Genomic DNA, 22,434 nt, shown 5'->3' on the forward strand with positions numbered 1-22,434 from the left:
GGTACAACCCGGCCCACACCCGGGGATTAACCCGGGGACAACTCGGCCTTCCTGTGGACCGAACGGAGGATCGCCGTAGTTCTCCCCGGGTGCGCCGATCTGTCCCCGGGTGACACCCCGTGTTCATCCACACGTCCAAGTGGGCGACACGCTGCGGGAACGGACGTTGTCCACACAATCCACAGCCCTTACTGCTGTTGCTGTTGTCTTCCCTTGAAGAGAAGAACAAAGAAAAAACAGGCGGTGGCCGACCCCGGGGACGAGCGCTCGGCAGCGCTTCGCCCCGGGTGTGGCCCCGAGGTGACGGAGTCGGCCCCGACGCTCTACGGTGAGAGCCTCCGCGCCGAGGGTCGGAAGATCCGGTGACGGACACGGCTCCCCAACCCCCACCGCAACGCATGCTGTTGTTGGTCATGCCGACTTGAGGAAGGACGCCTCATGAAGATCCGCGTCGAGCGCGACGGCCTGGCCGACGCCGTCGCCTGGGTCGCCCGCAGCCTGCCGTCCAGGCCGCCTGTCCCGGTGCTCGGTGGCGTCCTGCTCGACGCCGGGGCGGAGGACGGCTCCGGCGAGGCGCTGACGGTCTCCGGCTTCGACTACGAGGTGTCCGCCCAGTGCGGCGTCCCGGCCACGATCGCCGACGGCGGCAAGGCGCTCGTCAGCGGCCGCCTGCTGGCCGACATCACCAAAGCGCTGCCGAACCACCCGGTCGAGATCGCGGTCGACGGTTCGCGCATGACGATCTCCTGCGGCAGTGCCCGGTTCAGCCTGCCGACCATGCCGGTCGAGGACTACCCGCAGCTGCCGTCCATGCCTCAGCTCGCCGGCGAGCTGCCGGGCGAGGTGTTCGGCGAGGCCGTGGCCCAGGTCGCCGTCGCGGCCGGCAAGGACGACACGCTCCCGATGCTGACCGGCGTCCGGCTGGAGATCGGCGAGGGCAAGGTGACCCTCGTCGCCACCGACCGCTTCCGGCTCGCCATGCGCGAGTTCCCGTGGGAGCCGAACGAGTCGCTCGGCGAGGTCGCGGTGCTCGTCCCGGCCAAGACCCTGAACGACTCGGCGAAGACCCTCGGCGCGTCCGGCGCGAAGATCGAGCTCTCGCTCGCCGCGAACGACGGTCTGCTCGGCCTGTCCGGCACGGGCCGCCGCACGACCACCCGCCTGCTCGACGCCGACTTCCCGAAGTACCGCCAGCTGCTGCCCACCGAGCACTCGGCCGCCGCGATCATCGAGGTCGACGCGCTGGTGCAGGCGATCAAGCGCGTGTCGCTGGTCGCCGAACGCGGCACGCAGGTCCGGCTGGAGTTCGTGGACAGCAGCCTGCGCCTGTCCGCCGGTGGCGACGACGAGGGCAGCGCCGAGGAAGAGCTGCCGGTCGACTACACCGGTGACGCGGTGACCATCGCGTTCAACCCGACGTACCTCCTGGAGGGCCTCCAGGCCGTCCGGACGCCGAGGGCGCACTTGTCCTTCACCACACCCAGTCGGCCCGCATTGCTCAAGCCGGTGGACGAGGATGGGAACGTGGCGCCGGGCTACCTCTACCTGCTGATGCCCGTGCGCCTGCCCGGCTGATCGACAAAGATCGACGACCACAGACGTAGGGAAGAGGAACGACCGTGCAGCTCGGACTCGTCGGCCTCGGCAAGATGGGCTTCAACATGCGCGAGCGGATCCGCCGCGCGGGGCACGATGTGGTCGGCTACGACCGCAACCCCGAAGTCACCGATGCCGACTCGCTCGCCGACATGGTCGGCAAGCTCGCCGCACCGCGCCTGGTGTGGGTGATGGTGCCCGCCGGTGACATCACCCGGCAGACGATCGCCGAACTCGGCGACCTGCTGGAGCCGGGTGACCTGGTGATCGACGGCGGCAACTCGCGCTTCACCGATGACGAGATCAACGCCAAGGCGCTGGCCGACAAGGGCGTCGGGTACATGGACGCCGGCGTGTCCGGTGGCGTGTGGGGCCTGGAGAACGGCTACGGCCTGATGGTCGGCGGCGACGCCGAGCACGTCGAGCGCGCCATGCCGATCTTCGACGCGCTGCGCCCGGAGGGTCCGCGCGAGGAGGGCTTCGCGCACGCGGGCTCGATCGGCGCGGGCCACTTCGCGAAGATGGTCCACAACGGCATCGAGTACGGCCTGATGCAGGCCTACGCCGAGGGCTTCGAGCTGCTCGAGGCGTCGAAGCTGGTGGAGAACGTGCCGGCCACGATCAAGGCGTGGCAGCGCGGCACCGTGGTCCGCTCGTGGCTGCTGGACCTGCTGGTCCGCGCGCTGGACTCGGACCCGGAGCTGGACGACCTGCGCGGTCACGTCGAGGACTCCGGCGAGGGCCGGTGGACCGTCGAGGAGGCGATCAAGCACGCGGTGCCCGCACCGGTGATCTCCGCCGCGCTGTTCGCCCGGTTCGCGTCCCGCCAGGACGACTCGCCGGCGATGCGGGCGGTCGCGGCGCTGCGCAACCAGTTCGGCGGTCACGCCGTGCAGGCCGCGGGTCCTTCGTCCGGTTCCGGCACCACCCAGAGCTGACGAGTTGTACGTCCGGCACCTGCAGGTCACCGACTTCAGGTCGTGGGAGCACGCGGACCTGGCGTTCGAGCCGGGCGTGAGCGTGCTGGTCGGGCGCAACGGCCAGGGCAAGACGAACCTGGTCGAGGCGCTCGGGTACGTGGCCACCCTCGGTTCGCACCGGGTGGCCACGGACGCGCCGCTGATCCGGCACGGCGCGTCACGCGCGGTGGTCCGCACGGCGGTGGTCAACGAGGGGCGCGAACTGCTGGTCGAACTGGAGATCACGCCGGGCAAGGCGAACCGGGCGCGGATCAACCGCGGCCCGGTGCCGCGCCCGCGTGACGTGCTGGGCATCCTGCGCACGGTGCTGTTCGCGCCGGAGGACCTGGCGCTGGTGCGCGGCGATCCCGGCGAGCGGCGGCGGTTCCTGGACGAGTTGCTGACCACGCGCGCCCCTCGTTACGCGGGGGTGCGCAGCGACTACGAACGGGTGCTCAAGCAGCGGGGCGCGTTGCTGAAGAGCGTGCGGGCGTCGCGGAACGCGGACATCAGCACCCTCGACGTGTGGGACGGGCACCTGGCCCGGCACGGCGCGGAGCTGTTGGCCGCGCGGCTGGACCTGGTCGCGGACATCGCGCCGCACGTCGCCGCGGCGTACGCGGAGGTGGCGCCGGAGTCGCGGCCCGCGCGGATCGCGTACCGGTCGAGCCTGGGCGAGGCGTTCCCGGAGTCGCACGACCGGGAGGTGCTGGAGGACGCGATGCTCGCCGAGCTGCACCGGGTGCGCGGGCAGGAGGTCGAACGGGGGGTTTGCCTGGTCGGGCCGCACCGCGACGACCTCGACCTGGCGCTCGGCGACCTGCCCGCGAAGGGCTACGCCAGTCACGGAGAGTCGTGGTCGTTCGCGTTGGCCCTGCGTCTCGGTGGGTACGAGTTGCTGCGTGTCGAAGGGGCTGAACCGGTGCTCGTGCTGGACGATGTGTTCGCCGAACTGGACCGCGGCAGGCGTCGCCAGTTGGCGAAGGTGGCCGCCGGCGCGGAGCAGGTGTTGATCACGGCGGCGGTCGCGGAGGACGTGCCCGAGGAGCTGGACGGGCTCCGGTTCGACGTTCGCCACGGGGAGGTGCGTCGTGTCTGACGAGATGCCCCAAACGAGTGTGACCGCACACACATCTGGGGACAACCCTGTGGATGGTGTGGATAACTCGCGGTCGGAACCGGACATATCCACAGCTGAAGGCCCACAAGAGGGTGGTTTGCGCGGGTCGGACCTTGCTCGTGCCGCACTGGCAGCCGCCCGTGCCTCGGCCAAGGAACGCGGTGTGCGCGGTACGCGCAAGGGTGCGGTGGGCGCAACGGGTCGTCGTCGGCGGCGCCGTTGGTCGGGTCCCGGACCGGACGACCGCGACCCCCAGCCGCTCGGTCGGCTGGCGTCCCGGATCGCCGCCGACCGCGGTTGGGCCGAGCGGCTGGCGGGTGGCCAGGTGTTCGGCCGATGGGCGAAACTGGTCGGCGAGGACGTGGCCGACCACGCGCAGCCGGTTGCGCTGAGTGACGGCGAGCTGACCGTCCAGGCCGACTCGACGGCGTGGGCGACGCAGCTGCGGCTGTTGCAGCGCGACCTGCTCAAGCGCATCGCCGCGGGGGTGGGCGACGGCGTGGTGAAGAAGTTGAAGGTGCAGGGCCCGGCGGCGCCCAGCTGGCGCTATGGCCCCAGGCACGCTCCGGGCCGCGGACCACGTGACACCTACGGGTGACGGTCGCCAGAGCCTCAGCGGCGATTCTGTGGCGCGATGAGCGCTCACCAGCCGATTTGGACCCCGCGAACGGCAGTGGCGACCCATCTGCGTTCACTTTGGGCCTCCTGTGAGCAAACCAGGGGTGTCCTAAGTGCGTTTCTGTCGGTCTGGCCCGGTAGAATCGTGGGGTAGCGCAACCCAGCGTCGCCCGGCGACGGTCCCAGTCGCGTGAAGTCCGAGGAGACACCAGGCCCGTGGCAGCCAAGAAGAATGAGTACAGCGCGTCCTCGATCACTGTCCTGGAGGGCCTGGAGGCGGTCCGCAAGCGGCCCGGCATGTACATCGGGTCCACCGGCGAGCGCGGTCTGCACCACCTGATCCAGGAGGTCGTGGACAACTCGGTCGACGAGGCCATGGCGGGCCACGCGACGGTGGTGGACGTGACGCTGCTGGCCAACGGCGGCGTCCGGGTCATCGACGACGGTCGCGGCATCCCGATCGACATGCACCCCGTCGAGAAGAAGCCGACGCTGGAAGTGGTGCTGACCAAGCTGCACGCGGGCGGCAAGTTCGACAGCGACTCCTACGCGGTGTCCGGCGGCCTGCACGGCGTCGGCATCTCGGTGGTGAACGCGCTGTCGACCGCCGTCGACGTCGAGGTCAAGCGCCAGGGTTTCACGTGGAACCAGCGGTTCGAGAACACCAAGCCCGCGCACGAGCTGCGCAAGGGCGAGCCGACCGACGAGACGGGCACCGCCATCACGTTCTGGGCGGACCCGCAGATCTTCGAGACCACCGACTACAACATCGAGACGATCTCCCGCCGCCTGCAGGAGATGGCGTTCCTCAACAAGGGCCTCACCATCATCCTGCGCGACGAGCGCGTGCAGGAGGGTGACGAGGAGGCCGACGCCGAGGGGCACGTCGCGGCCGTGCGCGAGCGCACGTTCCACTACCCCGGCGGCCTGGAGGACTTCGTCCGCCACATCAACCACACCCGCGAGGCCGTGCACCAGAAGGTCGTCTCGTTCGAGGCCAAGGGCGAGGACCTCGAGGTCGAGGTGGCGATGCAGTGGAACACCGGCTACACGCCGTCGGTGTACACGTTCGCCAACACGATCAACACCCACGAGGGCGGCACGCACGAAGAGGGCTTCCGCGCCGCGCTGACCCGGGTGGTCAACGAGTACGCGCGCGACAAGAAGGTGCTCAAGGAGAAGGACACCAACCTCACCGGCGACGACATCCGCGAGGGCCTGGCCGCGATCGTCTCGGTCAAGCTCAAGGAGCCCCAGTTCGAGGGCCAGACGAAGACCAAGCTGGGCAACAGCGAGGCCAAGTCGTTCGTGCAGAAGTCGACCAACGAGCACCTGGCCGACTGGTTCGAGCGCCACCCGAACGAGGCGAAGACGATCGTCACCAAGGCGGTGTCGTCGGCGCAGGCCCGCATCGCCGCCCGCAAGGCCCGCGAGCTGGTCCGCCGCAAGGGCGCGCTCGACATCGGCGGCCTGCCCGGCAAGCTCAAGGACTGCCGCTCCACCAACCCGGAGGAGTGCGAGATCTACGTCGTGGAGGGCGACTCCGCGGGCGGCTCGGCCAAGGAGGGCCGGGACTCCATGTTCCAGGCGATCCTGCCGATCCGCGGCAAGATCATCAACGTGGAGAAGGCGCGCATCGACCGCGTGCTGAAGAACACCGAGGTCCAGTCGCTCATCACCGCGTTCGGCACCGGCATCCACGAGGACTTCGACCTCGCCAAGCTGCGCTACCACAAGATCGTGCTGATGGCCGACGCCGACGTGGACGGCCAGCACATCCGCACCCTGCTGCTCACCCTGCTGTTCCGCTTCATGCGCCCGCTGATCGAGCACGGCCACGTGTACCTCGCGCAGCCGCCGCTCTACAAGATCAAGTGGCAGCGGACCGACCCGGAGTACGCCTACTCCGACCGCGAGCGCGACGGCCTCATCCAGGCGGGCCTGGCCGCGGGCAAGAAGATCGGCAAGGAAGACAACATCCAGCGCTACAAGGGCCTCGGCGAGATGAACGCCGCCGAGCTGTGGGAGACGACGATGGACCCGGCACACCGGGTGCTGCTGCAGGTCACCATGGACGACGCCGCGACGGCCGACGAGCTGTTCAGCGTGCTGATGGGCGAGGACGTGGAAGCCCGCCGGTCGTTCATCACCCGCAACGCCAAGGGCGTGCGGTTCCTCGACGTCTGATCCTCTCCCGGCACCTGTTTAAGGAAGTAGAACCTTGAGCGAGACGACGCTGCCCCCGGCCGGTGGAGACCGCACCGAGCCGCGCGACATCCAGCAGGAGATGCAGAACTCGTACATCGACTACGCGATGAGCGTGATCGTGGGACGAGCGCTGCCCGACGTGCGCGACGGTCTCAAGCCGGTGCACGTCCGCGTGCTGTACTCGATGTTCGACTCGGGCTTCCGCCCGGAGCGCAGCTACAACAAGTGCGCCCGCGTGGTCGGCGACGTGATGGGCAACTACCACCCGCACGGCGACTCGGCCATCTACGACGCACTCGTCCGCCTCGCCCAACCGTGGTCGCAGCGGTACCCGCTGATCGACGGCCAGGGCAACTTCGGCTCCCCGGGCAACGATCCGGCAGCCGCCATGAGGTACACCGAGTGTCGGTTGACCCCGTTGGCCATGCAGATGCTGGCCGACATCGAGGAAGACACGGTCGACTTCCGCGACAACTACGACGGTCGCATCCAGGAGCCGACGGTCCTGCCGTCCCGCGTGCCGAACCTGCTGATCAACGGCAGCTCGGGCATCGCGGTCGGGATGGCGACCAACATCCCGCCGCACAACCTGCGCGAGGTCGCGGAGGGTGTGGTGTGGGCGCTGGACAACTGGGAGGCGTCCGACGAAGAGACCCTCGAGGCGCTGATCGCCCGGATCAAGGGCCCGGACTTCCCGACGTACGGTCAGATCCTGGGCACGGCCGGCATCGAGGACGCGTACCGCACCGGGCGCGGCTCGGTGAAGATGCGCGCGGTCGTGGAGATCGACGAGGACACCAAGGGCCGCACCATCCTGGTCGTCACCGAGCTGCCCTACCAGGTGAACCCGGACAACCTGGTGGAGAACATCGCCACCCTGGTCCGCGACCAGAAGCTCACCGGCATCGCGAACATCGCCGACGAGTCCAACCGGCGTTCCGGCATGCGCATCGTGGTCACGCTCAAGCGCGACGCGGTGGCCAAGGTGGTGCTGAACAACCTCTACAAGCACACCCAGCTGCAGTACTCGTTCGGTGTGAACATGCTGTCGCTGGTCGACGGCGTGCCGCGCACGTTGCGCCTGGACCAGATGATCCGGCACTACGTGAAGCACCAGATCGAGGTCATCGTCCGGCGCACCCGCTTCCGGCTGCGCAAGGCCGAGGAACGCGCCCACGTCCTGCGCGGCCTGGTCAAGGCGCTCGACCAGCTCGACGCGGTGATCGCGCTGATCCGCCGGTCGGAGACGCCCGAGGCGGCGCGCACCGGCCTGATGCAGCTGCTGGAAGTCGACGAGATCCAGGCCAACGCGATCCTGGAGATGCAGCTCCGCCGCCTGGCGGCCCTGGAGCGGCAGAAGATCATCGACCAGTTGGCCGAGATCGAGCTGGAGATCGCCGACCTCAAGGACATCCTCGACAAGCCGGAGCGGCAGCGCGCGATCGTGCGCGAAGAGCTGATGGCGATCGTGGACAAGCACGGTGACGACCGGCGCACCAAGATCGTGCCGTTCGACGGCGACGTGTCGATGGAAGACCTGATCGCGGTCGAGGACGTCGTCGTCACGATCACTCGGACGGGTTACGCGAAGCGCACGAAGACCGACCTGTACCGCTCGCAGAAGCGCGGCGGCAAGGGCGTCCAGGGCGCCCAGCTCAAGCAGGACGACATCGTGCAGCACTTCTTCGTGTGCTCCACGCACGATTGGATTCTTTTCTTCACCAACAAGGGTCGGGTGTACCGGGCGAAGGCCTACGAACTGCCCGAGGCCAACCGCAACGCGCGCGGCCAGCACGTGGCGAACCTCCTGGCGTTCCAGCCGGAGGAGGAGATCGCCCAGGTCATCCAGATCAAGAACTACGACGTCGCGCCGTACCTGGTGCTCGCCACCAAGAAGGGCCTGGTCAAGAAGTCGAAGCTGTCCGACTTCGACTCCAACCGATCGGGTGGTTTGATCGGCATCAACCTGCGTGACGACGACGAGTTGGTCGGTGCGGTGCTGTGCTCGGCGGATGACGACCTGCTGTTGGTGTCCAAGGACGGCCAGTCCATCCGGTTCCACGCGAGCGACGAGGCGCTGCGCCCGATGGGCCGGGCCACGTCCGGTGTGCTGGGCATGCGCTTCAACAGCGGTGACGAGCTGTTGTCGATGGGCGTCGTCCAAGAAGGTTTGTTTGTTTTGGTGGCCACCGATGGCGGGTACGCCAAACGCACGCCGATCGAGGACTACCCGGTCCAAGGTCGTGGTGGAAAGGGTGTGCTCACGATCCAGCACGACCGCAGGCGTGGGAGGCTGGTCGGCGCGCTCATCGTCGACGTCGACGACGAGCTGTATGCGATCACCTCTTCTGGCGGGGTCATCAGGACCAGCGCCAAGGAGGTGCGCAAGGCAGGACGGCAGACGAAGGGCGTCCGGTTGATGAACCTCGGTGAAGGGACCACCCTGATCGCGGTGGCACGCAACGCCGATGAGCCCGCGGACGTCACCACTGGTGAAGACGTCACCACTGGTGACGGGGACCAGGCTGAGCCTGCCAACTAGCGCGAACGAGAGGTTGAGGACAGCTCGTGACTCCACCCGAGAAGCCAGAGGACAAGACCGCGGTGATCACCCGGCCCGGTGGCGGGTCGACACCGGCGGCCGGCGCCACGCCGACCGGCGCCGACAAGCCGGCGGTCGGCGCCTCGGGGGCGTCCGAGCAGCCCGAGACGCCCTCCGCCGGTGCGACGTCGGCCGGTGCGACGCCGGCCGACAAGGTCAAGGCCAAGACCGACAAGCCTGAGAAGGCCGACAAGGCCGACAAGGCCGCCGACAAGACCAAGGCGGCCGAGAAGGTCGACAAGGCGGCAGCCGAGAACGAAGGCCACCAGGTCGCCGCGCCGCCGCCCTGGCAGCGCGTGACCAGTGACACGCAGTACGGCGAGGCGCAGCAGGTCGGTCCCTCCGACTTGGTGGCCGCGCAGGACCAGCCGACGGTCGAGGCGTCACAGCCCTCGTACCCGTCGACCGACCCGGACACGGTGGCAGTGGCCCGACCTGTGCCGCCCGGCGCGTCGCCCGCCCAGGGGATCCCGGGCGCGGGCCGGACGCAGGTGAACCTGGGCGGGGCGAGCGGTCGTCCGGCCGCCGCGCCGTCGGCCCGCCGTCCGGGCCGTGGTCCGCGTCGGGCCAGCCTGCAGGTGAAGCGGGTCGACCCGTGGTCGGTGTTGAAGCTCGCGCTCGTGTTGAGCGTGGCGCTGTTCTTCGTGTGGCTCGTGGCGGTCGGCGTGCTGTACGGCGTGCTGAACGGCATGGGCGTGTGGGACAAGATCAACAACACCGCGAACGACCTGTTGCAGGGCAACGAGCCGAGCGGCGACCCGTTGATCAGCGCCGGTCGTGTGTTCGGCGTCGCGGCGATCGTCGGCGCGGTGAACATCGTGTTGTTCACGGCCCTGGCGACCGTCGGATCGTTCGTCTACAACGTGTCGGCTGATCTCGCGGGCGGTCTGGAAGTGACGTTGTCCGAGCGCGAGTGATCGCCTACCACCCGATTTGGGGCCTCGACGGGAGGTGCTGTAGTCTTGCCGTCGTTGCCCCGAGGGCCTATAGCTCAGACGGTTAGAGCGCTTCGCTGATAACGAAGAGGTCGGAGGTTCGAGTCCTCCTAGGCCCACTGGAAGTTCACAGGTGTTGCAGAGGGGAATCGCCGTGAAGAAGATCATCGCACTTGTCGCAGTCGCCGGTGCGGTTCTGTTCTTCGTCAAGCGCAGCCGCTCGGCCAAGGCCGAGGCGGACCTGTGGCGCGAGGCCACCGCTCCCACCGACTGACCCGCGAGGGCGGTTCATCTGCCGCCCCGTGAGGGGACGTAGCTCAATTGGCAGAGCACCGCCTTTGCAAGGCGGGGGTTAGGGGTTCGATTCCCCTCGTCTCCACGAGCTCGGGCGAGGTGTGTCGACGGAAAGCGTCGACCATCTCGCTCGTCGTGTTTTCTGGGGGTGCAACCCCCAGGCCCCGCCCGGCGGGCTTCGCCCCCGGACCCCCACTGGGGCTGCGCCCCCTAGACCCTGCTTCGGGGCGGCGCCCCGGACCCCCGCCGAAGATCGCCTCCGTTGGAGTCGAGTAGGCGTTGACGGGTCCGGTGGGTGTTTACTGGTTGTGCTGCTCCCAGGCGTTGGCTTGGGGTGGCAGTCGCGGTTGGAAGTGGATGAGGGCCCGCACCCAATGCCGCTGGGTGCGGGCCCTCGTTTTGCCCCATTGCTATGCGTCGACCAGCGCCTGTTCCTGCTTGCGGGAAGCGATCAGCCGGTCCACGGCCCAAGCGCCGGGACCGATGAACGCCAGCAGCAGGAACACCCACGAGTACATCGCGGCCAGTTCGCCCTTGTTCTGGATGGGCAGGAGCCCGTCGGGCTGGTGGGCCACGAAGTACGCGTAGGCCATCTCACCGGATGCGATCAGGGCGACGATCCTGGTGCCGAAGCCGATGATGATCAACGCACCGGCGACGAACTCGATCAGCGCGGCCGGGCCTGACGGCCAGGTCGTGATCGACACAGCACCCTTGGCGCCCATGACGCCGAACAACTTCTGCACGCCGTGGCACATGAACAGCGCGCCGACGACGATCCGGGTTAAAGCGATGGCGTGGTCTCGACCGCGGTCAAAGATGGTCATCTTTGCTCTGTCCTCACATGGCAGGGGCGGCCGGCAGGGTAAGGACACCGTAATGTGGATGACGTTGCGTGCCTAGGTCGTCACCCTGTCGGTTCAGCGTTCGGGCATCTGATTGACTGGCGCCCCTATGAACCGAGTGCTGCTCACCGCCCTGCCATCCCTGCTGGTCCTCGGTGCGTTGGCCGCCTGCGGCGCCGGCGACACCCCTTCGGGGGCCACCAGCGGGCCTGCCACCAGCGCAGTGGCGACGACTACGACGACTACGTCCGCCGGGCCGCCGCCCGTGCCGGAGCCCACCGCCGACGGGCAGTGCCCGTACCTCGCCTCTTCGTTCGTGCAAGAGGCGAACGGGCAGTTGGTGCGGAAGGTTCGGCTGTCCGCAGACCAGCCCAACCCGGCGTGTTTCTTCTACGCGAACGCCAGTGACATCCAGTTGTCCGTGTGGGTGTTCCAGGGTGATCCGACGACCGCGAAGGCCGTGGTCGACCGGGCCGCGCCGGTCGCCGAGTCCAGTCCGGCGACGGCGCCGACCGGGTGGAAGGGCGGGTCGCTGACCACCGAGACGGGCGCGGTCTACGCGGTCGCCAAGGACGGCAACGCGGTGGTCGTGACCAGCAACCAGAAGCAGACGATCAAGACCCGCCGGGTGGTCGAGACCGTGGTCGGCAACCTGGGTCTGTAGGGCCACACGACTTCGCGCCCGTTCCGGTGCGGGACGGGCGCGAAGTGGTTCTCCCGGTCAGCTGCGGCTGTGCTGGTCGGAGACCTGGCCGTTGCGGGCCGCGTGCGGGCGCACGGACTCCGGGGTGGTGTCCGAGGTCCCGGTGGTCTCGGTCGTGGGCTCCACGTCCTCGTCCTTCAGGTGCACTTCCTGCGGGCGCTTGGTCAGCGCGATGTACCCCGCCACCGCGGCGGCGGCGAACACGCCCAACACCCACGGCCAACGACGGCGTTGGGGCTGCTTGGCCGCGGCCAGTTCCTTGCGCGCCTGCTTCGCGGCCTTGCGCACGTCCTTGGCGCGCACCTTGGCCTCCCGGCGAGCCCGCTCGGCGGCCTTCAGCACGTCCTTGCGGACGCCCTTGGCCCTCTTCGCGAACTGCTTGCGACCGCGCCGGGTGGACTTCTCGACCTCTTCGGCCTTCTCCACCAGCACGCCCGCCTTGTCCGCGACGATGCCCCGGACGTAGTCCTTGGTCATGCCGCGCTCGGCGAGCTTGCCCTCGGCGCGTTCCGCGAGTTGAACAGCCGCGTCCGCACCGGCGTGACCAGCGCGGACGGCACCGCGGCGAACAGACCGCACCGCCTTGCCGACCGACTCCCCGGCCCGGGTCATGGCGTCTACCTCATCCATATCGCGCTCCAGAAGCTGTCGGTCAGTCACGTTCCAGGCAATACCCATCGTGCCCCTTCCCCAACCACCTCGCCCGGTGATGGCACGATGGTGTGCGTGGCAGACAGCAACGAATCGTTCGTCGGGACCAAGGTGACGGCGACCCTGCACACCTCGCAGGGCCCGATCCGCATCAACCTCTTCCCCGACCACGCCCCCAAGACGGTGGCCAACTTCGTCGGCCTGGCCGAGGGAACCAAGGACTACTCCGACCCCAATGCGAAGGGTGAGTCGTCCGGCCCGTTCTACGACGGCTCGATCTTCCACCGGGTGATCGCCGGTTTCATGCTCCAGGGCGGCGACCCGACCGGCACCGGCCGCGGCGGGCCGGGCTACAAGTTCGCCGACGAGTTCCACCCGGAGCTGCAGTTCAACAAGCCGTACCTGCTGGCGATGGCGAACGCCGGGCCCAACACCAACGGCTCGCAGTTCTTCATCACGGTCGCGCCGACCACGTGGCTGAACTTCAAGCACACGATCTTCGGCGAGGTCGCGGACCAGGACTCGCGCAACGTGGTGGACGCGATCGGCGCCACGCCGACCGGTGCCGGTGACCGCCCGGTCACCGACGTGGTGATCGAGAAGGTCTCGGTGGAGCGGTCCTGAGTGGCCGACTCACCGATCTCCCCGCCGCCCGGTGAGCCGATCGGGGCGCGACCAGACCTGCCGGTCTGCGTTCGCCACCCCGATCGGGCCACCGGGCTGCGGTGTGTCCGCTGCGACCGGCCGGCGTGTCCGGAGTGCCTGCGCGAGGCGTCCGTCGGCTACCAGTGCGTCGACTGCGTGAACGAGGGCCGGTCCACGGTGCGCAGGCCGCGCACGTTCGTCGGCGCGGAGTTCTCCCAGCGCATGGTGGTCACACCGGTGCTGATCGCGGTGAACGTGCTGATGTACGCGATCACCGCGTTGCAGGCGGGCGACCTGATGCGCAACCAGTCGTCGCCGCTGTTCCTCGACTTCGTCATGTGGACGCGCGCGGTCGCCGCCGGTGACGAGTGGTGGCGGCTGGTGACGTCCGGGTTCCTGCACTACGGGCCCGCGCACCTGGCGCTGAACATGATCGCGCTGTACGTGCTGGGCCGTGACCTGGAACCGGTGTTCGGCAAGCTGCGGTTCTCCGCGGTGTACCTGGTGTCGCTGCTCGGCGGCGGTGTCGCGGTGTACCTGTTCGGCGGGGTCGACACGTTCGTCGCCGGAGCGTCCGGCGCGGTGTACGGCCTGATGGGCGCGATGCTGGTGGCCGTGCTGCGGCTCAAGCTCAACCCCGGACCGGCGCTGGGCGTGATCGGGTTGAACGTCGTGCTCAGCTTCACCCTGCCGGGTATTTCCCTGCTCGGGCACCTCGGCGGGTTGGTGATCGGCGCGGCGGTGACGGCCGGGCTGGTCTACGCGCCGGTCCAGAAGCGGGACAACTGGCAGACGTCGGCAGTGGTGGGCGCGTTCGTGCTGCTGGTGGTGCTGGCGTTCGTGCGGACCGGGCAGCTGGTCTGACGGTGCGGCTGACCGTCCTGGGCGGTGTCGGCGCGTGGCCGACGGCCGCCCAGGCGTGCAGCGGTTACCTCGTGGAACACGACGGGTTCACACTTCTGGTGGATCCGGGGTACGCGACTTTCCCCGTTCTGCAGGCGTTGGTGCCGGTTTCCGCGGTGGACGCCGTCCTGGTGAGCCACGGCCACCCGGACCACTGCGCCGACCTGAACCCGTTGCTGCGAGCCCATGCGCTCGGGACTTCGGCTCCCGCGCTGCCGCTCCACGCGCCGGAGGGTGCGCTGGACCGCGTGCTGGCGTTGGACCAGGTGCGGCTCGATTCGGCGTACTCGGTGCACACGATCGAGCGATCGTTCGAGGTGGGGCCGTTCCGGGTGGACACCTGGGACCTGCCGCACTTCGTGCCCAACGCCGGCCTGCGGCTGACCGCCGGTGGACGCGTGATCGCCTACACGGGTGACACCGGGCCGAGCCCGGCGCTGGTGGACCTGGCGCGGGACGCCGACGTGTTCGTGGCCGAGGCGACGTTCGCGCGGCAGGTGCTGCCGGCGGACAACGCGCCCTACCTGTCGACGGCCGAGCAGGCAGGGGTGAACGCCCGCCGGGCCGGGGTGGGTCGGCTCGTGCTGGCCCACCTGTGGCCGGGATCGGACCCGGCGGGGCACCTGGAGGCGGCCGGCTACCCGGGTGACGTGGACGTCGCCGCGTCCGGGCTGGTCATCGACCTCTAGTTCACGACCTCTGGTTCACGGCCGCAGCGCGTGCAGGACGTCCGCCACGTCGCGCGGGTCGGTGCCCAGGTCGATCGGGGTCAGCACGTACAGCTGCTCGTCCTCGCCCCGCTGCCAGTCCAGCTCCAGCGTGGCCGTCTCGCGGCCGAGCCTGCGCGTTCGGGTGAGGCGCACCTTCACCTCGTGCCACGGCAGCTGCCGCGTCCCGGTCAGGGTGCGGATGGTGAGGCCCGAGTCGTCCACCAGCAGCCTGGGGCGGACGAACGTGCCGTAAGCGGCCAGCCCGAGCAGCAGGACGGTGGCGAGGCCGAGGAAGACCCGGCTCGTCGCCTCGGAGCTGAGGACCGTGACCAGCAGTGACACGGAGGCCAGGCCCCAGGCGAGGCCGACCATGCCCGGTTGCGGTGACCAGGAACGCGATGGGTTCACGCATTTGAGTCTGCCGCACTTGTGGACAACTAGAGCCCCCGACCGGCGCTTGTGCAATATGGCGCAAAGTTATCCACAGGAGTTGTCCCCATTGGGGATGACTTACATCCGTGTGCTTCGGTGACCGTCAGGTGAACCAGGTAAACGACCGGGTAACGCGGAACGACCCGGACGTGGAGCACGTCCGGGCCGTCAGCCACTTGGCGTAGCGCGTGGTCAGCGCCATTTCATGGTCATCAGCAAGCCGACGATCATCAGGGCGAATCCGATGCCGAAGTTCCAGGACCCGAGGTCCATCATCACCGGGACCTTCTCGCCCGCGATGTAGTTGACCACCAGCCACGCCAGCCCCAACAGCATCATGCCGAGCATCACGGCGACGTAGACGGGGTGCGACGGCCCCGCTGCCTTGACCTTCACCGGGGTGCGGCGATCGGCAGGCGCCGTGTAGACGGCCTTCTTGCGGACCTTGGACTTGGGCATGCTGTCCTCGCCTGACGGGTGGATAGGCCTCCAGTGGCACGAGTTCACGTCCACTGCTGGATGAACACGTTAACGTAACCGAGCAGGTCCCTGAAGCACCGTGTGTTCTGGAACGTTCGGCTTGGGAGGTTTTCCGGTGAGCTACGACCCGCCCCCGCCGCAAGGCGGCCCGCCGGGCCGACCGCCACGCCCCAGGCCCCAGCCGCCCCAGGCACCCGGCGAACATCCGCCACCAGGCTACCGCCCGCCCACTCCACCAGGGGGTTTCGACCGGCCACCGACCCCTCCGGGCGGTTTCGACCGGCCCGTGGGACGTCCCGGCGGCCCGGACCGGCCGCCCACCCCACCAGGGGGTTTCGACCGACCGCCGACCCCTCCGGGTGGTTTCGACCGGCCCGTGGGACGTCCCGGCGACCCAGTTCGGCCGCCCACCCCACCAGGGGGTTTCGACCGACCGCCGACGCCGCCGGGTGGTTTCGACCGGCCCGTGGGACGTCCCGGCGACCCAGTTCGGCCGCCCACTCCACCCGGCGGATTCAACCGTCCGGGGGACTACCGACCGCCTCGCACCGAGCCGCCGCGCCCGGAGCAGCCTCGCGTCGAGCCGCCTCGGGCCGAGCTTCCGCCGACCGGTCGCCGTGCGCGTCGAGACGACGTGGGGCCGCGTGCTGAACCGCCGTACGGCGAGCCGCCGTACGGTGAGCCGCCCAGGGTTGAGCCGCCGCCGACTGCCCGTCGTGCGCGTCGAGATGACGTCGCGCCGCCTGTCGAGCCGCCGTACGGCGAGTCCCCGCGTGTCGAACCGCCCAGGGGTGAGCCTCCGTACGTTGAACACCCTCGGGCTGAGCCGCCGCCGACCGGCCGTCGTGCGCGTCGTGACGATGTCGGGCCGCGTGCCGAGCCGCCCTACGGCGAGCCGCCGTACGGTGAGCCGCCCAGGGTTGAGCCGCCGCCGACGGGCCGTCGTGCGCGTCGTGACGACGTCGCGCCGCCTGTCGAGCCGCCCTACGGCGAGCCGCTTCGGGCTGAAGCTCCGCCGACCGGTCGCCGCGCGCGTCGAGACGACATGGGACCGCGTGTCGAACCGCCGTACGTCGACCCCTCGCGCGTCGAACCCGAACCACCGCCGTCAGGCCGCCGCGCGTTGCGCGACGACACGGGACCCCAGCCCGAGCCCGTTCCGCCCGCCGGCGGCCGTCGCCGTGCGCCCGAGGACCCGGCGATCCGGGCCGCGGCACCCGACGTGGCCGCCCGACTCGGCGGGGCGGCGCCCCCTGCCCCACCGGCCGGTGGTCCGCGTCCCCGACCGGCGGCACCGCCGGAAGCCGACGCCACCCGCTACACCAACGCGTTCTCCGGCAGCCTCCCGCCGCCTCCGGGAGGCCGCCCACCCGCGCCGCCGCGCCGTCCCCGTCCCGTGGATCCGCCCACCGAGGTCATCGCACCCGTGGACGACTACGACGACGAGTACGAGGACTACGACGACGAGTACTACGAGGACGACGACTACTACGACGACGAGGACGAGCAGCCCGCACCGCCGCCGGACAGCACGGCGCGCAAGACCGTCCGCACCATCGGCGAGCTGCTGATCACGGCGGGCCTGGTCATCCTGCTGTTCGTGGTCTACGAGGTGTACGTCACCGACCTCATCTCGGCCGGCAAGCAGGACGACGCCACCCAGGCGCTGGACGACCAGTGGAGCTCGAACACGGTCGCGACCGACCCCCAGCGCGAGGTCAAGTACGACCTGCTGGACGGCCAGGCGTTCGCCAAGATGTACATCCCGGTGTTCGGCCCGGACTACAAGTTCTCCGTCGTCGAGGGCACCACCGACAAGGACCTGGAGATCGGCCCCGGCCACTACAAGGGCACCGCGCTGCCGGGCGAGCCGGGCAACTTCTCCGTGGCGGGCCACCGGGTCGGCAAGGGCGCCCCGTTCAACGACCTGGACCTGCTGAACTCGTGCGACGCGATCGTGGTCGAGACGCAGACCCAGTGGTTCGTCTACCGGGTGCTGCCGATGGCGGGCGAGGCGGCCGGCTGGGCGGAGAAGCAGGCGAACCCCAAGTGCGCGAAGGTCTCACCGCTCGGCGCGCCGTACGACAAGACGGTCGGCCAGGAGATCGTGCTGCCCACCCAGGGCGAGGTGATCAGCCAGGTGCCGCACTTCACCGGCGAGGTGCCCGCGGCGCAGCAGGCGGCGTTGATGACGCTGACCACCTGCCACCCGCGGTTCTCCGACCGGCAGCGGCTGATCGTGCACGCGGTGCTGACGATGAGCTACCCCAAGGCCCCGGACTTCGTCCCCGAAGAGATGAAGGAATCCTGATGTACCCGTGGATCTGGCGCCACCTCCCCGGCCCGCTGCCCGTGCGCATCCTGGAGGCCGTGGTGCTCGTGGCCGGGGTGGTGGCGTTGCTGATGTTCGTGGTGTTCCCGTGGGCGGAGCCGAAGTTGCCGTTCAACAACGTGACGACGCCCCAGTGAGGCACGCCTCGGCGCTATGACCGGCAGATGTCGGTCATCTCCGCCCGGTCCACGACCTTGACCCGGTCGCGGTCCCGGTCGGCGCCGAGGGCGATCTCGTGCGCGTCCAGCTTCCGCCACCCGTCCACGGTGGTGAACGGCACCGCGCGCTGCTCCAGGAACCGGACCACGGCGTCCGGCTCACGGCTCGGCGCGACCGGCAGCGTCGGCGCGTCGGCGAGCAGGCTGGTGACGGTCTCCAGCGCGTCGCCCTTGGTGTGGCCGATGAGCCCGATCGGGCCGCGCTTGATCCAGCCGGTGACGTAGACGCCGGTCATGGCCTGCTCGTCCAGGTCGAGCACCCGGCCCGCCTGGTGCGGCACGGTGCCGGAGGTGTGGTCGAACGGCAGGTCGACCAGGTGCGTGGACAGGTAGCCGACCGCTCGGTACACCGCCTGCGCGGGCCAGTCGGTGAACTCGCCGGTGCCGCGCACGCCGCCGTCGCCGGTCAGCTCCATGCGCTCGGTGCGCAGCCCGGTCACCTCGGTGGAGCCGAGCACCTCGACGGGCGCTTCGAGGAAGTGCAGGTGCAGTCGGCGAGGCCGTGAGCCGACATCGCGGATGGCCCACTCCTGGAGCGTCTTGACCACCATCTCAACCTGCTTGTTCGACCGGATCGTGGCCATGCTGGCCTGGTCGAAGTCGATGCCCTCGGGGTGCACGATGACCTCGACGTTCGGCGAGTGGTCGAGTTCACGCAGCTCAAGGGGGGTGAACTTGGCCTGGGCCGGTCCGCGGCGGCCGAAGACGTGCACGTCGGTGACAGGGCTCGACTTCAGGCCCTCGTAGACGTTGTCCGGGATGTCGGTGCTCAGCAGCTCGTCGGCGGTCTTGGCCAGGACGCGGGCCACGTCGAGCGCGACGTTGCCGACGCCCAGGACGGCGACCTCGCGGGCCCGGAGCGGCCAGGTGCGCGGCACGTCGGGGTGGCCGTCGTACCAGGAGACGAAGTCGGCCGCGCCGTAGGAGCCGTCGAGGTCGATGCCGGGGATGTCCAGCGCCCGGTCCTTCTCCGCGCCGGTGGAGAAGATCACCGCGTCGTAGAAGTGCCTGAGGTCCTCCAGCTTGAGGTCGACGCCGTACTCGACGTTGCCGAAGAACCGGATCCCCGGCCGGTCCAGCACGCGCTGGAGGGCGTTGACGATGCCCTTGATGCGCGGGTGGTCCGGCGCGACGCCGTACCTGATCAGGCCGTACGGGGCCGGCATCCGCTCGAACAGGTCGATGCTCACGTCCAGTCCCGAATCAGCGGAGCCCGAATCAGCGGAGCCCGAATCAGCGGGCACCGACTTGGTCAGGATGTCCGCGGCGTAGATGCCGGCGGGACCGGCGCCGACGACGGCGACGCGCAGGGAACGGGTCATACCTCCAGGTTAGGTTAGGCTAAGATCACTTCTGGCGAGAGGTTCGTCACGGCTAGGCTGGCGGCATGCGCGTGCTCGTGGTCGACAACTACGACAGCTTCGTCTACAACCTCGTCCAGTACCTGGCCCAGCTCGGGGCCGAGTGCGTGGTCCGGCGCAACGACGCCGTCGAGCTGGACGAGATCGGCGAAGTCGGTGGTGTCCTCGTCAGCCCAGGCCCCAGCACGCCGGACAAGGCGGGCAAGAGCATGGACGTCATCCGCCACTGCGCGGACAACGGCGTCCCGGTGTTCGGGGTGTGCCTCGGCCACCAGGCCATCGGCGCGGTGTGGGGCGGCACGGTCGACCTCGCGCCGGAACTCCTGCACGGCAAGACCAGTGTCGTGCACCACAACGGCGGCGGCGTGCTGAACGGCGTGCCGAGCCCGTTCACCGCGACCCGCTACCACTCGCTGACCGTGCTGCCGGACACCATCCCGGCCGAGTTCGAGGTGACCGGCCGCACCGAGTCCGGTGTGGTGATGGCCATGCGCCACCGCGAACTGCCGGTCGAGGGCGTCCAGTTCCACCCCGAGTCCGTGCTGACCGAGGGCGGCCACCGGATGCTGGCGAACTGGCTCGCGGTGTGCGGTTTCGAGGTGCCCGAGGGCACCGTGGCCCAGTTGGAGAACGGCATGCGCGAACTCGCCGCGGCCGCCCGCCAGAAGTAAGCGCTCCGGACCTCAGCCGACGAAAGCCGACGAAAAGGCCCCCTCCACGCGGAGGGGGGCCTTTTTCGGTGCTCGCTACCTGGTTGTCGTCGTCGGTCCGCCGCCGACCTTGAACTCGCCGAGGATCACTTCGATCCGCGCGTTCTTGGCCGCGGGCTGGTCCGCCTTGATCGCCTGGTCCAGGATCTTGTTGTTCTGGCTGAGGTCGGTGACCGGGTCCCGGCGGGTGATGGTCAGGTCGTTGCCCGTCCACCCGGCCTGGTTGAGCCTGCTGCGGGCCTGGTTCTCGGTCAGACCGCGCAGGTCCGGCATCAGGAACTGGTTGTTCTTCGACACGTTCAACGTCACCACGGTGCCCTTTTCGGCCCGCCCCGGCCCCGGGTTCTGGCCGACGACCTCGTTGAGGTCCTCAGGGCTGTCGACGTCCTTGGTCTGCACCCTGAACCCGCTGCCCTCGAGCGTCGCCTTGGCGTTGTCGACCGTCTGGCCGACCACGTCCGGCAGCTGCACGGTGTCCGGCGCCTTGCCCAGCTTCACCGTGATCACGCTGCCCTTGGGCGCCGTGGTGGCCGCCGCCGGCGACTGTTCGACCACCTTGCCGACCTGGTTCGCGTCCTCGACCTCGACGGTCTCGGTGCTCTGCTGGAAGACCCAGCCCTCGGCTTCCAGCTTCTTCTGCGCGTCCTGCGGCGACAGGCCGGTCACGCCCGGCACCGGCGCGGGCTCCGGCTCGCCGCCGATCACCAGCTTGACCGAGCTGCGCTTGTCCACCTCGCGGTTCGCGGGCGGGTCGGTCTCGATCACGTTGCCGATCTGCTCTTTGGCGCAAGTCGGCTCCGGGCCCGGCTGGCACGGCCGCACTTCGATCTGCGGCTTGAGATCCTTGGCCTCCAGCTCGGACGTCGCGGCCTGCTGCGTCTTGCCCACCAGCGCCGGCACCTGCACCTTGTCCGTGGCCGCGGTGTTCCCGCTGTTGTTCAGCAGCAACGTGGTGATCCACACGGCGAGCGCCAGCACGGCGACGCACAGCAGGACGACCACGGTGACCATGACCGCCTTCTTGCGCCGGGCGCGCCGCTCCTCCTCTTCCTCGGCCAGCGGGTCGTACTCGTCCGCCGGCTCCTCGCGCTGCGCCGCCGGGCGGTGCCGGCCACCGACCGACGCGACCTCGGTGCGCGGCGACGCCGACTGGTTGAGCACCGCGGTGCGGTCCTCGGCCGTCATCACGGCGGGCGCCGAGGGGCGCTGGCCGGACAGCACGCGCACCAGGTCCGCGCGCATCTCGGCGGCCGACTGGTAGCGGTTGGCCGGTCCCTTGGCCATCGCCTTCAGCACGATCGAGTCCAGCGCGGGCGTCACCTTCGGGTTCAGCGACGACGGCGGCTTCGGCTCCTCCCGCACGTGCTGGTAGGCCACCGCCACGGGCGAGTCGCCGGTGAACGGCGGCTCCCCGGTCAGCAGCTCGAACAGCACGCAGCCCGACGCGTACACGTCGGAACGCCCGTCGACGGCCTCGCCGCGCGCCTGCTCCGGCGACAGGTACTGGGCGGTCCCTATCACCGCCGCGGTCTGGGTCACCGCGGCCTGGCCGTCGTGCACCGCGCGGGCGATGCCGAAGTCCATCACCTTCACCGCGCCCGACCGGGTGATCATGACGTTCGCGGGCTTCACGTCCCGGTGCACGATGCCGTGCCGGTGGCTGAAGTCCAACGCGGCCGACACGTCGGCCATGACCTCCATCGCCCGCTTGCCCGACAGCGGCCCCTGCGTCTTCACGATGTCGCGAAGCGTGCGGCCGTCGACGAACTCCATCACGATGTAGGGCAGCGGGCCGTACTCGGTCTGGGTCTCACCGGTGTCGTAGACCGCGACGATGGCGGGGTGGTTCAGCGCGGCCGAGTTCTGGGCCTCGCGACGGAACCGTTCCTGGAACTGGGTGTCACGGGCGAGGTCGGCGCGCAGGACTTTGATGGCCACGTCCCGGCCGAGCCGGACGTCCCGGCCCTTGTGCACCTCCGACATGCCGCCGTAGCCGAGGGTCTCACCCAGTTCGTAGCGGTTGGAGAGCAGTCGCGGAGTGCTCATCAGTGCTTCGTCCCGCTCCTCGTCAACGGTCTCACCATCAAGCCTTGCGTTCGCTTTAGTACCGTT

At 69.5% G+C, this 22,434-nt stretch carries 20 protein-coding genes, 2 tRNA genes and 1 pseudogene; 17 read left to right on the top strand and 6 right to left on the bottom strand.

Features of this window, described 5'->3' with window-relative positions; genetic code table 11:
* Positions 1-438: 438 nt before the first annotated feature.
* The 10 genes and pseudogenes from dnaN to FM051_RS33410 all read left to right on the top strand — a co-directional run bounded on the left by dnaN (position 439) and on the right by FM051_RS33410 (position 10,417).
* On the top strand, positions 439-1,575 hold the full coding sequence (gene dnaN / locus FM051_RS33370) for a DNA polymerase III subunit beta (protein ID WP_158850446.1): 1,137 nt from the start codon (positions 439-441) through the stop codon (positions 1,573-1,575).
* A 44-nt stretch (positions 1,576-1,619) separates the two neighbouring features.
* A complete protein-coding gene (gene gnd / locus FM051_RS33375; protein WP_158850448.1) occupies positions 1,620-2,534 on the top strand; it encodes a phosphogluconate dehydrogenase (NAD(+)-dependent, decarboxylating) in 915 nt (304 codons plus the stop codon).
* Between the two features lie 4 nt (positions 2,535-2,538).
* Entirely contained in the window at positions 2,539-3,654 is a 1,116-nt protein-coding gene (recF, locus tag FM051_RS33380) for a DNA replication/repair protein RecF (protein ID WP_158850449.1), read from the top strand.
* A complete protein-coding gene (locus FM051_RS33385) occupies positions 3,647-4,273 on the top strand; it encodes a DciA family protein (protein WP_274383811.1) in 627 nt (208 codons plus the stop codon). Before recF ends, FM051_RS33385 begins: the two co-directional genes overlap by 8 nt.
* Before the next feature lie 236 nt (positions 4,274-4,509).
* Positions 4,510-6,480 (top strand): DNA topoisomerase (ATP-hydrolyzing) subunit B, encoded by a 1,971-nt coding sequence (gene gyrB, locus FM051_RS33390; RefSeq protein WP_158850451.1) that lies wholly within the window; start codon positions 4,510-4,512, stop codon positions 6,478-6,480.
* A 34-nt stretch (positions 6,481-6,514) separates the two neighbouring features.
* Positions 6,515-9,043 (top strand): DNA gyrase subunit A, encoded by a 2,529-nt coding sequence (gene gyrA / locus FM051_RS33395; RefSeq protein ID WP_158850453.1) that lies wholly within the window; start codon positions 6,515-6,517, stop codon positions 9,041-9,043.
* A gap of 26 nt (positions 9,044-9,069) precedes the next feature.
* Positions 9,070-10,020 (top strand): DUF3566 domain-containing protein, encoded by a 951-nt coding sequence (locus tag FM051_RS33400; RefSeq protein ID WP_158850455.1) that lies wholly within the window; start codon positions 9,070-9,072, stop codon positions 10,018-10,020.
* Between the two features lie 63 nt (positions 10,021-10,083).
* Positions 10,084-10,157 (top strand) — tRNA-Ile (locus FM051_RS33405).
* A gap of 35 nt (positions 10,158-10,192) precedes the next feature.
* Positions 10,193-10,309 (top strand): annotated as a pseudogene (locus FM051_RS52215) (DLW-39 family protein); the annotation flags it as partial.
* A 35-nt stretch (positions 10,310-10,344) separates the two neighbouring features.
* Positions 10,345-10,417, top strand: a tRNA-Ala gene (locus tag FM051_RS33410).
* Between the two features lie 325 nt (positions 10,418-10,742).
* On the opposite strand, the gene FM051_RS33415 is transcribed toward FM051_RS33410, so the two are convergent.
* Positions 10,743-11,159 carry a DoxX family protein gene (locus FM051_RS33415; RefSeq protein WP_158850457.1) on the bottom strand — a complete coding sequence of 139 codons (417 nt, stop codon included), beginning with the start codon at positions 11,157-11,159 and terminating at the stop codon, positions 10,743-10,745.
* Between the two features lie 127 nt (positions 11,160-11,286).
* Between FM051_RS33415 and FM051_RS33420 the strand changes: the two genes are divergently transcribed.
* Positions 11,287-11,841, top strand: a complete 555-nt coding sequence (locus tag FM051_RS33420) for a DUF2020 domain-containing protein (protein ID WP_158850459.1) — start codon at positions 11,287-11,289, stop codon at positions 11,839-11,841.
* A gap of 57 nt (positions 11,842-11,898) precedes the next feature.
* Here FM051_RS33420 and FM051_RS33425 read toward each other — a convergent pair whose 3' ends face one another.
* Positions 11,899-12,510 carry a hypothetical protein gene (locus FM051_RS33425; RefSeq protein ID WP_158850461.1) on the bottom strand — a complete coding sequence of 204 codons (612 nt, stop codon included), beginning with the start codon at positions 12,508-12,510 and terminating at the stop codon, positions 11,899-11,901.
* 87 nt (positions 12,511-12,597) lie between these two features.
* On the opposite strand from FM051_RS33425, the gene FM051_RS33430 reads away from it, so the two are divergent.
* From FM051_RS33430 to FM051_RS33440, 3 genes are read left to right on the top strand one after another with little or no spacing between them, the layout of a single operon-like run.
* The gene (locus FM051_RS33430) at positions 12,598-13,155 is read left to right on the top strand and encodes a peptidylprolyl isomerase (RefSeq protein WP_158850463.1); all 558 of its coding nucleotides are present in this window, start codon (positions 12,598-12,600) and stop codon (positions 13,153-13,155) included.
* Entirely contained in the window at positions 13,156-14,040 is an 885-nt protein-coding gene (locus FM051_RS33435) for a rhomboid family intramembrane serine protease (RefSeq protein ID WP_158850465.1), read from the top strand. It abuts the gene before it with no gap.
* 2 nt (positions 14,041-14,042) lie between these two features.
* Positions 14,043-14,768 carry an MBL fold metallo-hydrolase gene (locus tag FM051_RS33440; protein ID WP_158850467.1) on the top strand — a complete coding sequence of 242 codons (726 nt, stop codon included), beginning with the start codon at positions 14,043-14,045 and terminating at the stop codon, positions 14,766-14,768.
* A gap of 15 nt (positions 14,769-14,783) precedes the next feature.
* On the opposite strand, the gene FM051_RS33445 is transcribed toward FM051_RS33440, so the two are convergent.
* Together FM051_RS33445 and crgA are read right to left on the bottom strand one after the other, a co-directional pair.
* Entirely contained in the window at positions 14,784-15,197 is a 414-nt protein-coding gene (locus FM051_RS33445; RefSeq protein WP_238412832.1) for a PH domain-containing protein, read from the bottom strand.
* Positions 15,198-15,413: 216 nt separating this feature from the next.
* A complete protein-coding gene (crgA, locus tag FM051_RS33450) occupies positions 15,414-15,680 on the bottom strand; it encodes a cell division protein CrgA (RefSeq protein WP_053714567.1) in 267 nt (88 codons plus the stop codon).
* 1,066 nt (positions 15,681-16,746) lie between these two features.
* Here crgA and FM051_RS54115 point away from each other — a divergent pair.
* Together FM051_RS54115 and FM051_RS50835 are read left to right on the top strand one after the other, a co-directional pair.
* Positions 16,747-18,012: a class E sortase gene (locus FM051_RS54115; RefSeq protein WP_158850469.1), complete on the top strand. Its 1,266-nt coding sequence runs from the start codon at positions 16,747-16,749 to the stop codon at positions 18,010-18,012.
* Positions 18,012-18,170, top strand: coding sequence for a hypothetical protein (locus FM051_RS50835; RefSeq protein WP_202919153.1), 159 nt, complete (start codon positions 18,012-18,014; stop codon positions 18,168-18,170). Before FM051_RS54115 ends, FM051_RS50835 begins: the two co-directional genes overlap by 1 nt.
* A gap of 14 nt (positions 18,171-18,184) precedes the next feature.
* Here the strand turns inward: FM051_RS50835 and FM051_RS33460 are convergent, their stop codons facing one another.
* On the bottom strand, positions 18,185-19,573 hold the full coding sequence (locus tag FM051_RS33460; RefSeq protein ID WP_158850471.1) for an FAD-dependent oxidoreductase: 1,389 nt from the start codon (positions 19,571-19,573) through the stop codon (positions 18,185-18,187).
* 65 nt (positions 19,574-19,638) lie between these two features.
* Between FM051_RS33460 and FM051_RS33465 the strand changes: the two genes are divergently transcribed.
* The gene (locus FM051_RS33465; RefSeq protein WP_158850473.1) at positions 19,639-20,283 is read left to right on the top strand and encodes an aminodeoxychorismate/anthranilate synthase component II; all 645 of its coding nucleotides are present in this window, start codon (positions 19,639-19,641) and stop codon (positions 20,281-20,283) included.
* Positions 20,284-20,358: 75 nt separating this feature from the next.
* On the opposite strand, the gene pknB is transcribed toward FM051_RS33465, so the two are convergent.
* Positions 20,359-22,368, bottom strand: a complete 2,010-nt coding sequence (gene pknB, locus FM051_RS33470) for a Stk1 family PASTA domain-containing Ser/Thr kinase (protein ID WP_158850475.1) — start codon at positions 22,366-22,368, stop codon at positions 20,359-20,361.
* Between the last annotated feature and the right edge of the window lie 66 nt (positions 22,369-22,434).

The sequence above is a fragment of the Saccharothrix deserti genome, from assembly GCF_009769385.1.
Classification (GTDB): domain Bacteria; phylum Actinomycetota; class Actinomycetes; order Mycobacteriales; family Pseudonocardiaceae; genus Actinosynnema; species Actinosynnema deserti.

Excerpts from the sequence above, each read along its gene's own strand:
- FM051_RS33430 (WP_158850463.1), top strand. The coding sequence starts at position 12,598 with ATGGTGTGCGTGGCAGACAGCAACGAATCGTTCGTCGGGACCAAGGTG.
- FM051_RS33460 (WP_158850471.1), bottom strand. The coding sequence starts at position 19,573 with ATGACCCGTTCCCTGCGCGTCGCCGTCGTCGGCGCCGGTCCCGCCGGC.
- FM051_RS54115 (WP_158850469.1), top strand. The coding sequence starts at position 16,747 with ATGGGACCGCGTGTCGAACCGCCGTACGTCGACCCCTCGCGCGTCGAA.
- pknB (WP_158850475.1), bottom strand. The coding sequence starts at position 22,368 with ATGAGCACTCCGCGACTGCTCTCCAACCGCTACGAACTGGGTGAGACC.
- crgA (WP_053714567.1), bottom strand. The coding sequence starts at position 15,680 with ATGCCCAAGTCCAAGGTCCGCAAGAAGGCCGTCTACACGGCGCCTGCC.
- FM051_RS50835 (WP_202919153.1), top strand. The coding sequence starts at position 18,012 with ATGTACCCGTGGATCTGGCGCCACCTCCCCGGCCCGCTGCCCGTGCGC.
- dnaN (WP_158850446.1), top strand. The coding sequence starts at position 439 with ATGAAGATCCGCGTCGAGCGCGACGGCCTGGCCGACGCCGTCGCCTGG.
- FM051_RS33425 (WP_158850461.1), bottom strand. The coding sequence starts at position 12,510 with ATGGATGAGGTAGACGCCATGACCCGGGCCGGGGAGTCGGTCGGCAAG.
- FM051_RS33465 (WP_158850473.1), top strand. The coding sequence starts at position 19,639 with ATGCGCGTGCTCGTGGTCGACAACTACGACAGCTTCGTCTACAACCTC.
- FM051_RS33420 (WP_158850459.1), top strand. The coding sequence starts at position 11,287 with ATGAACCGAGTGCTGCTCACCGCCCTGCCATCCCTGCTGGTCCTCGGT.
- FM051_RS33415 (WP_158850457.1), bottom strand. The coding sequence starts at position 11,159 with ATGACCATCTTTGACCGCGGTCGAGACCACGCCATCGCTTTAACCCGG.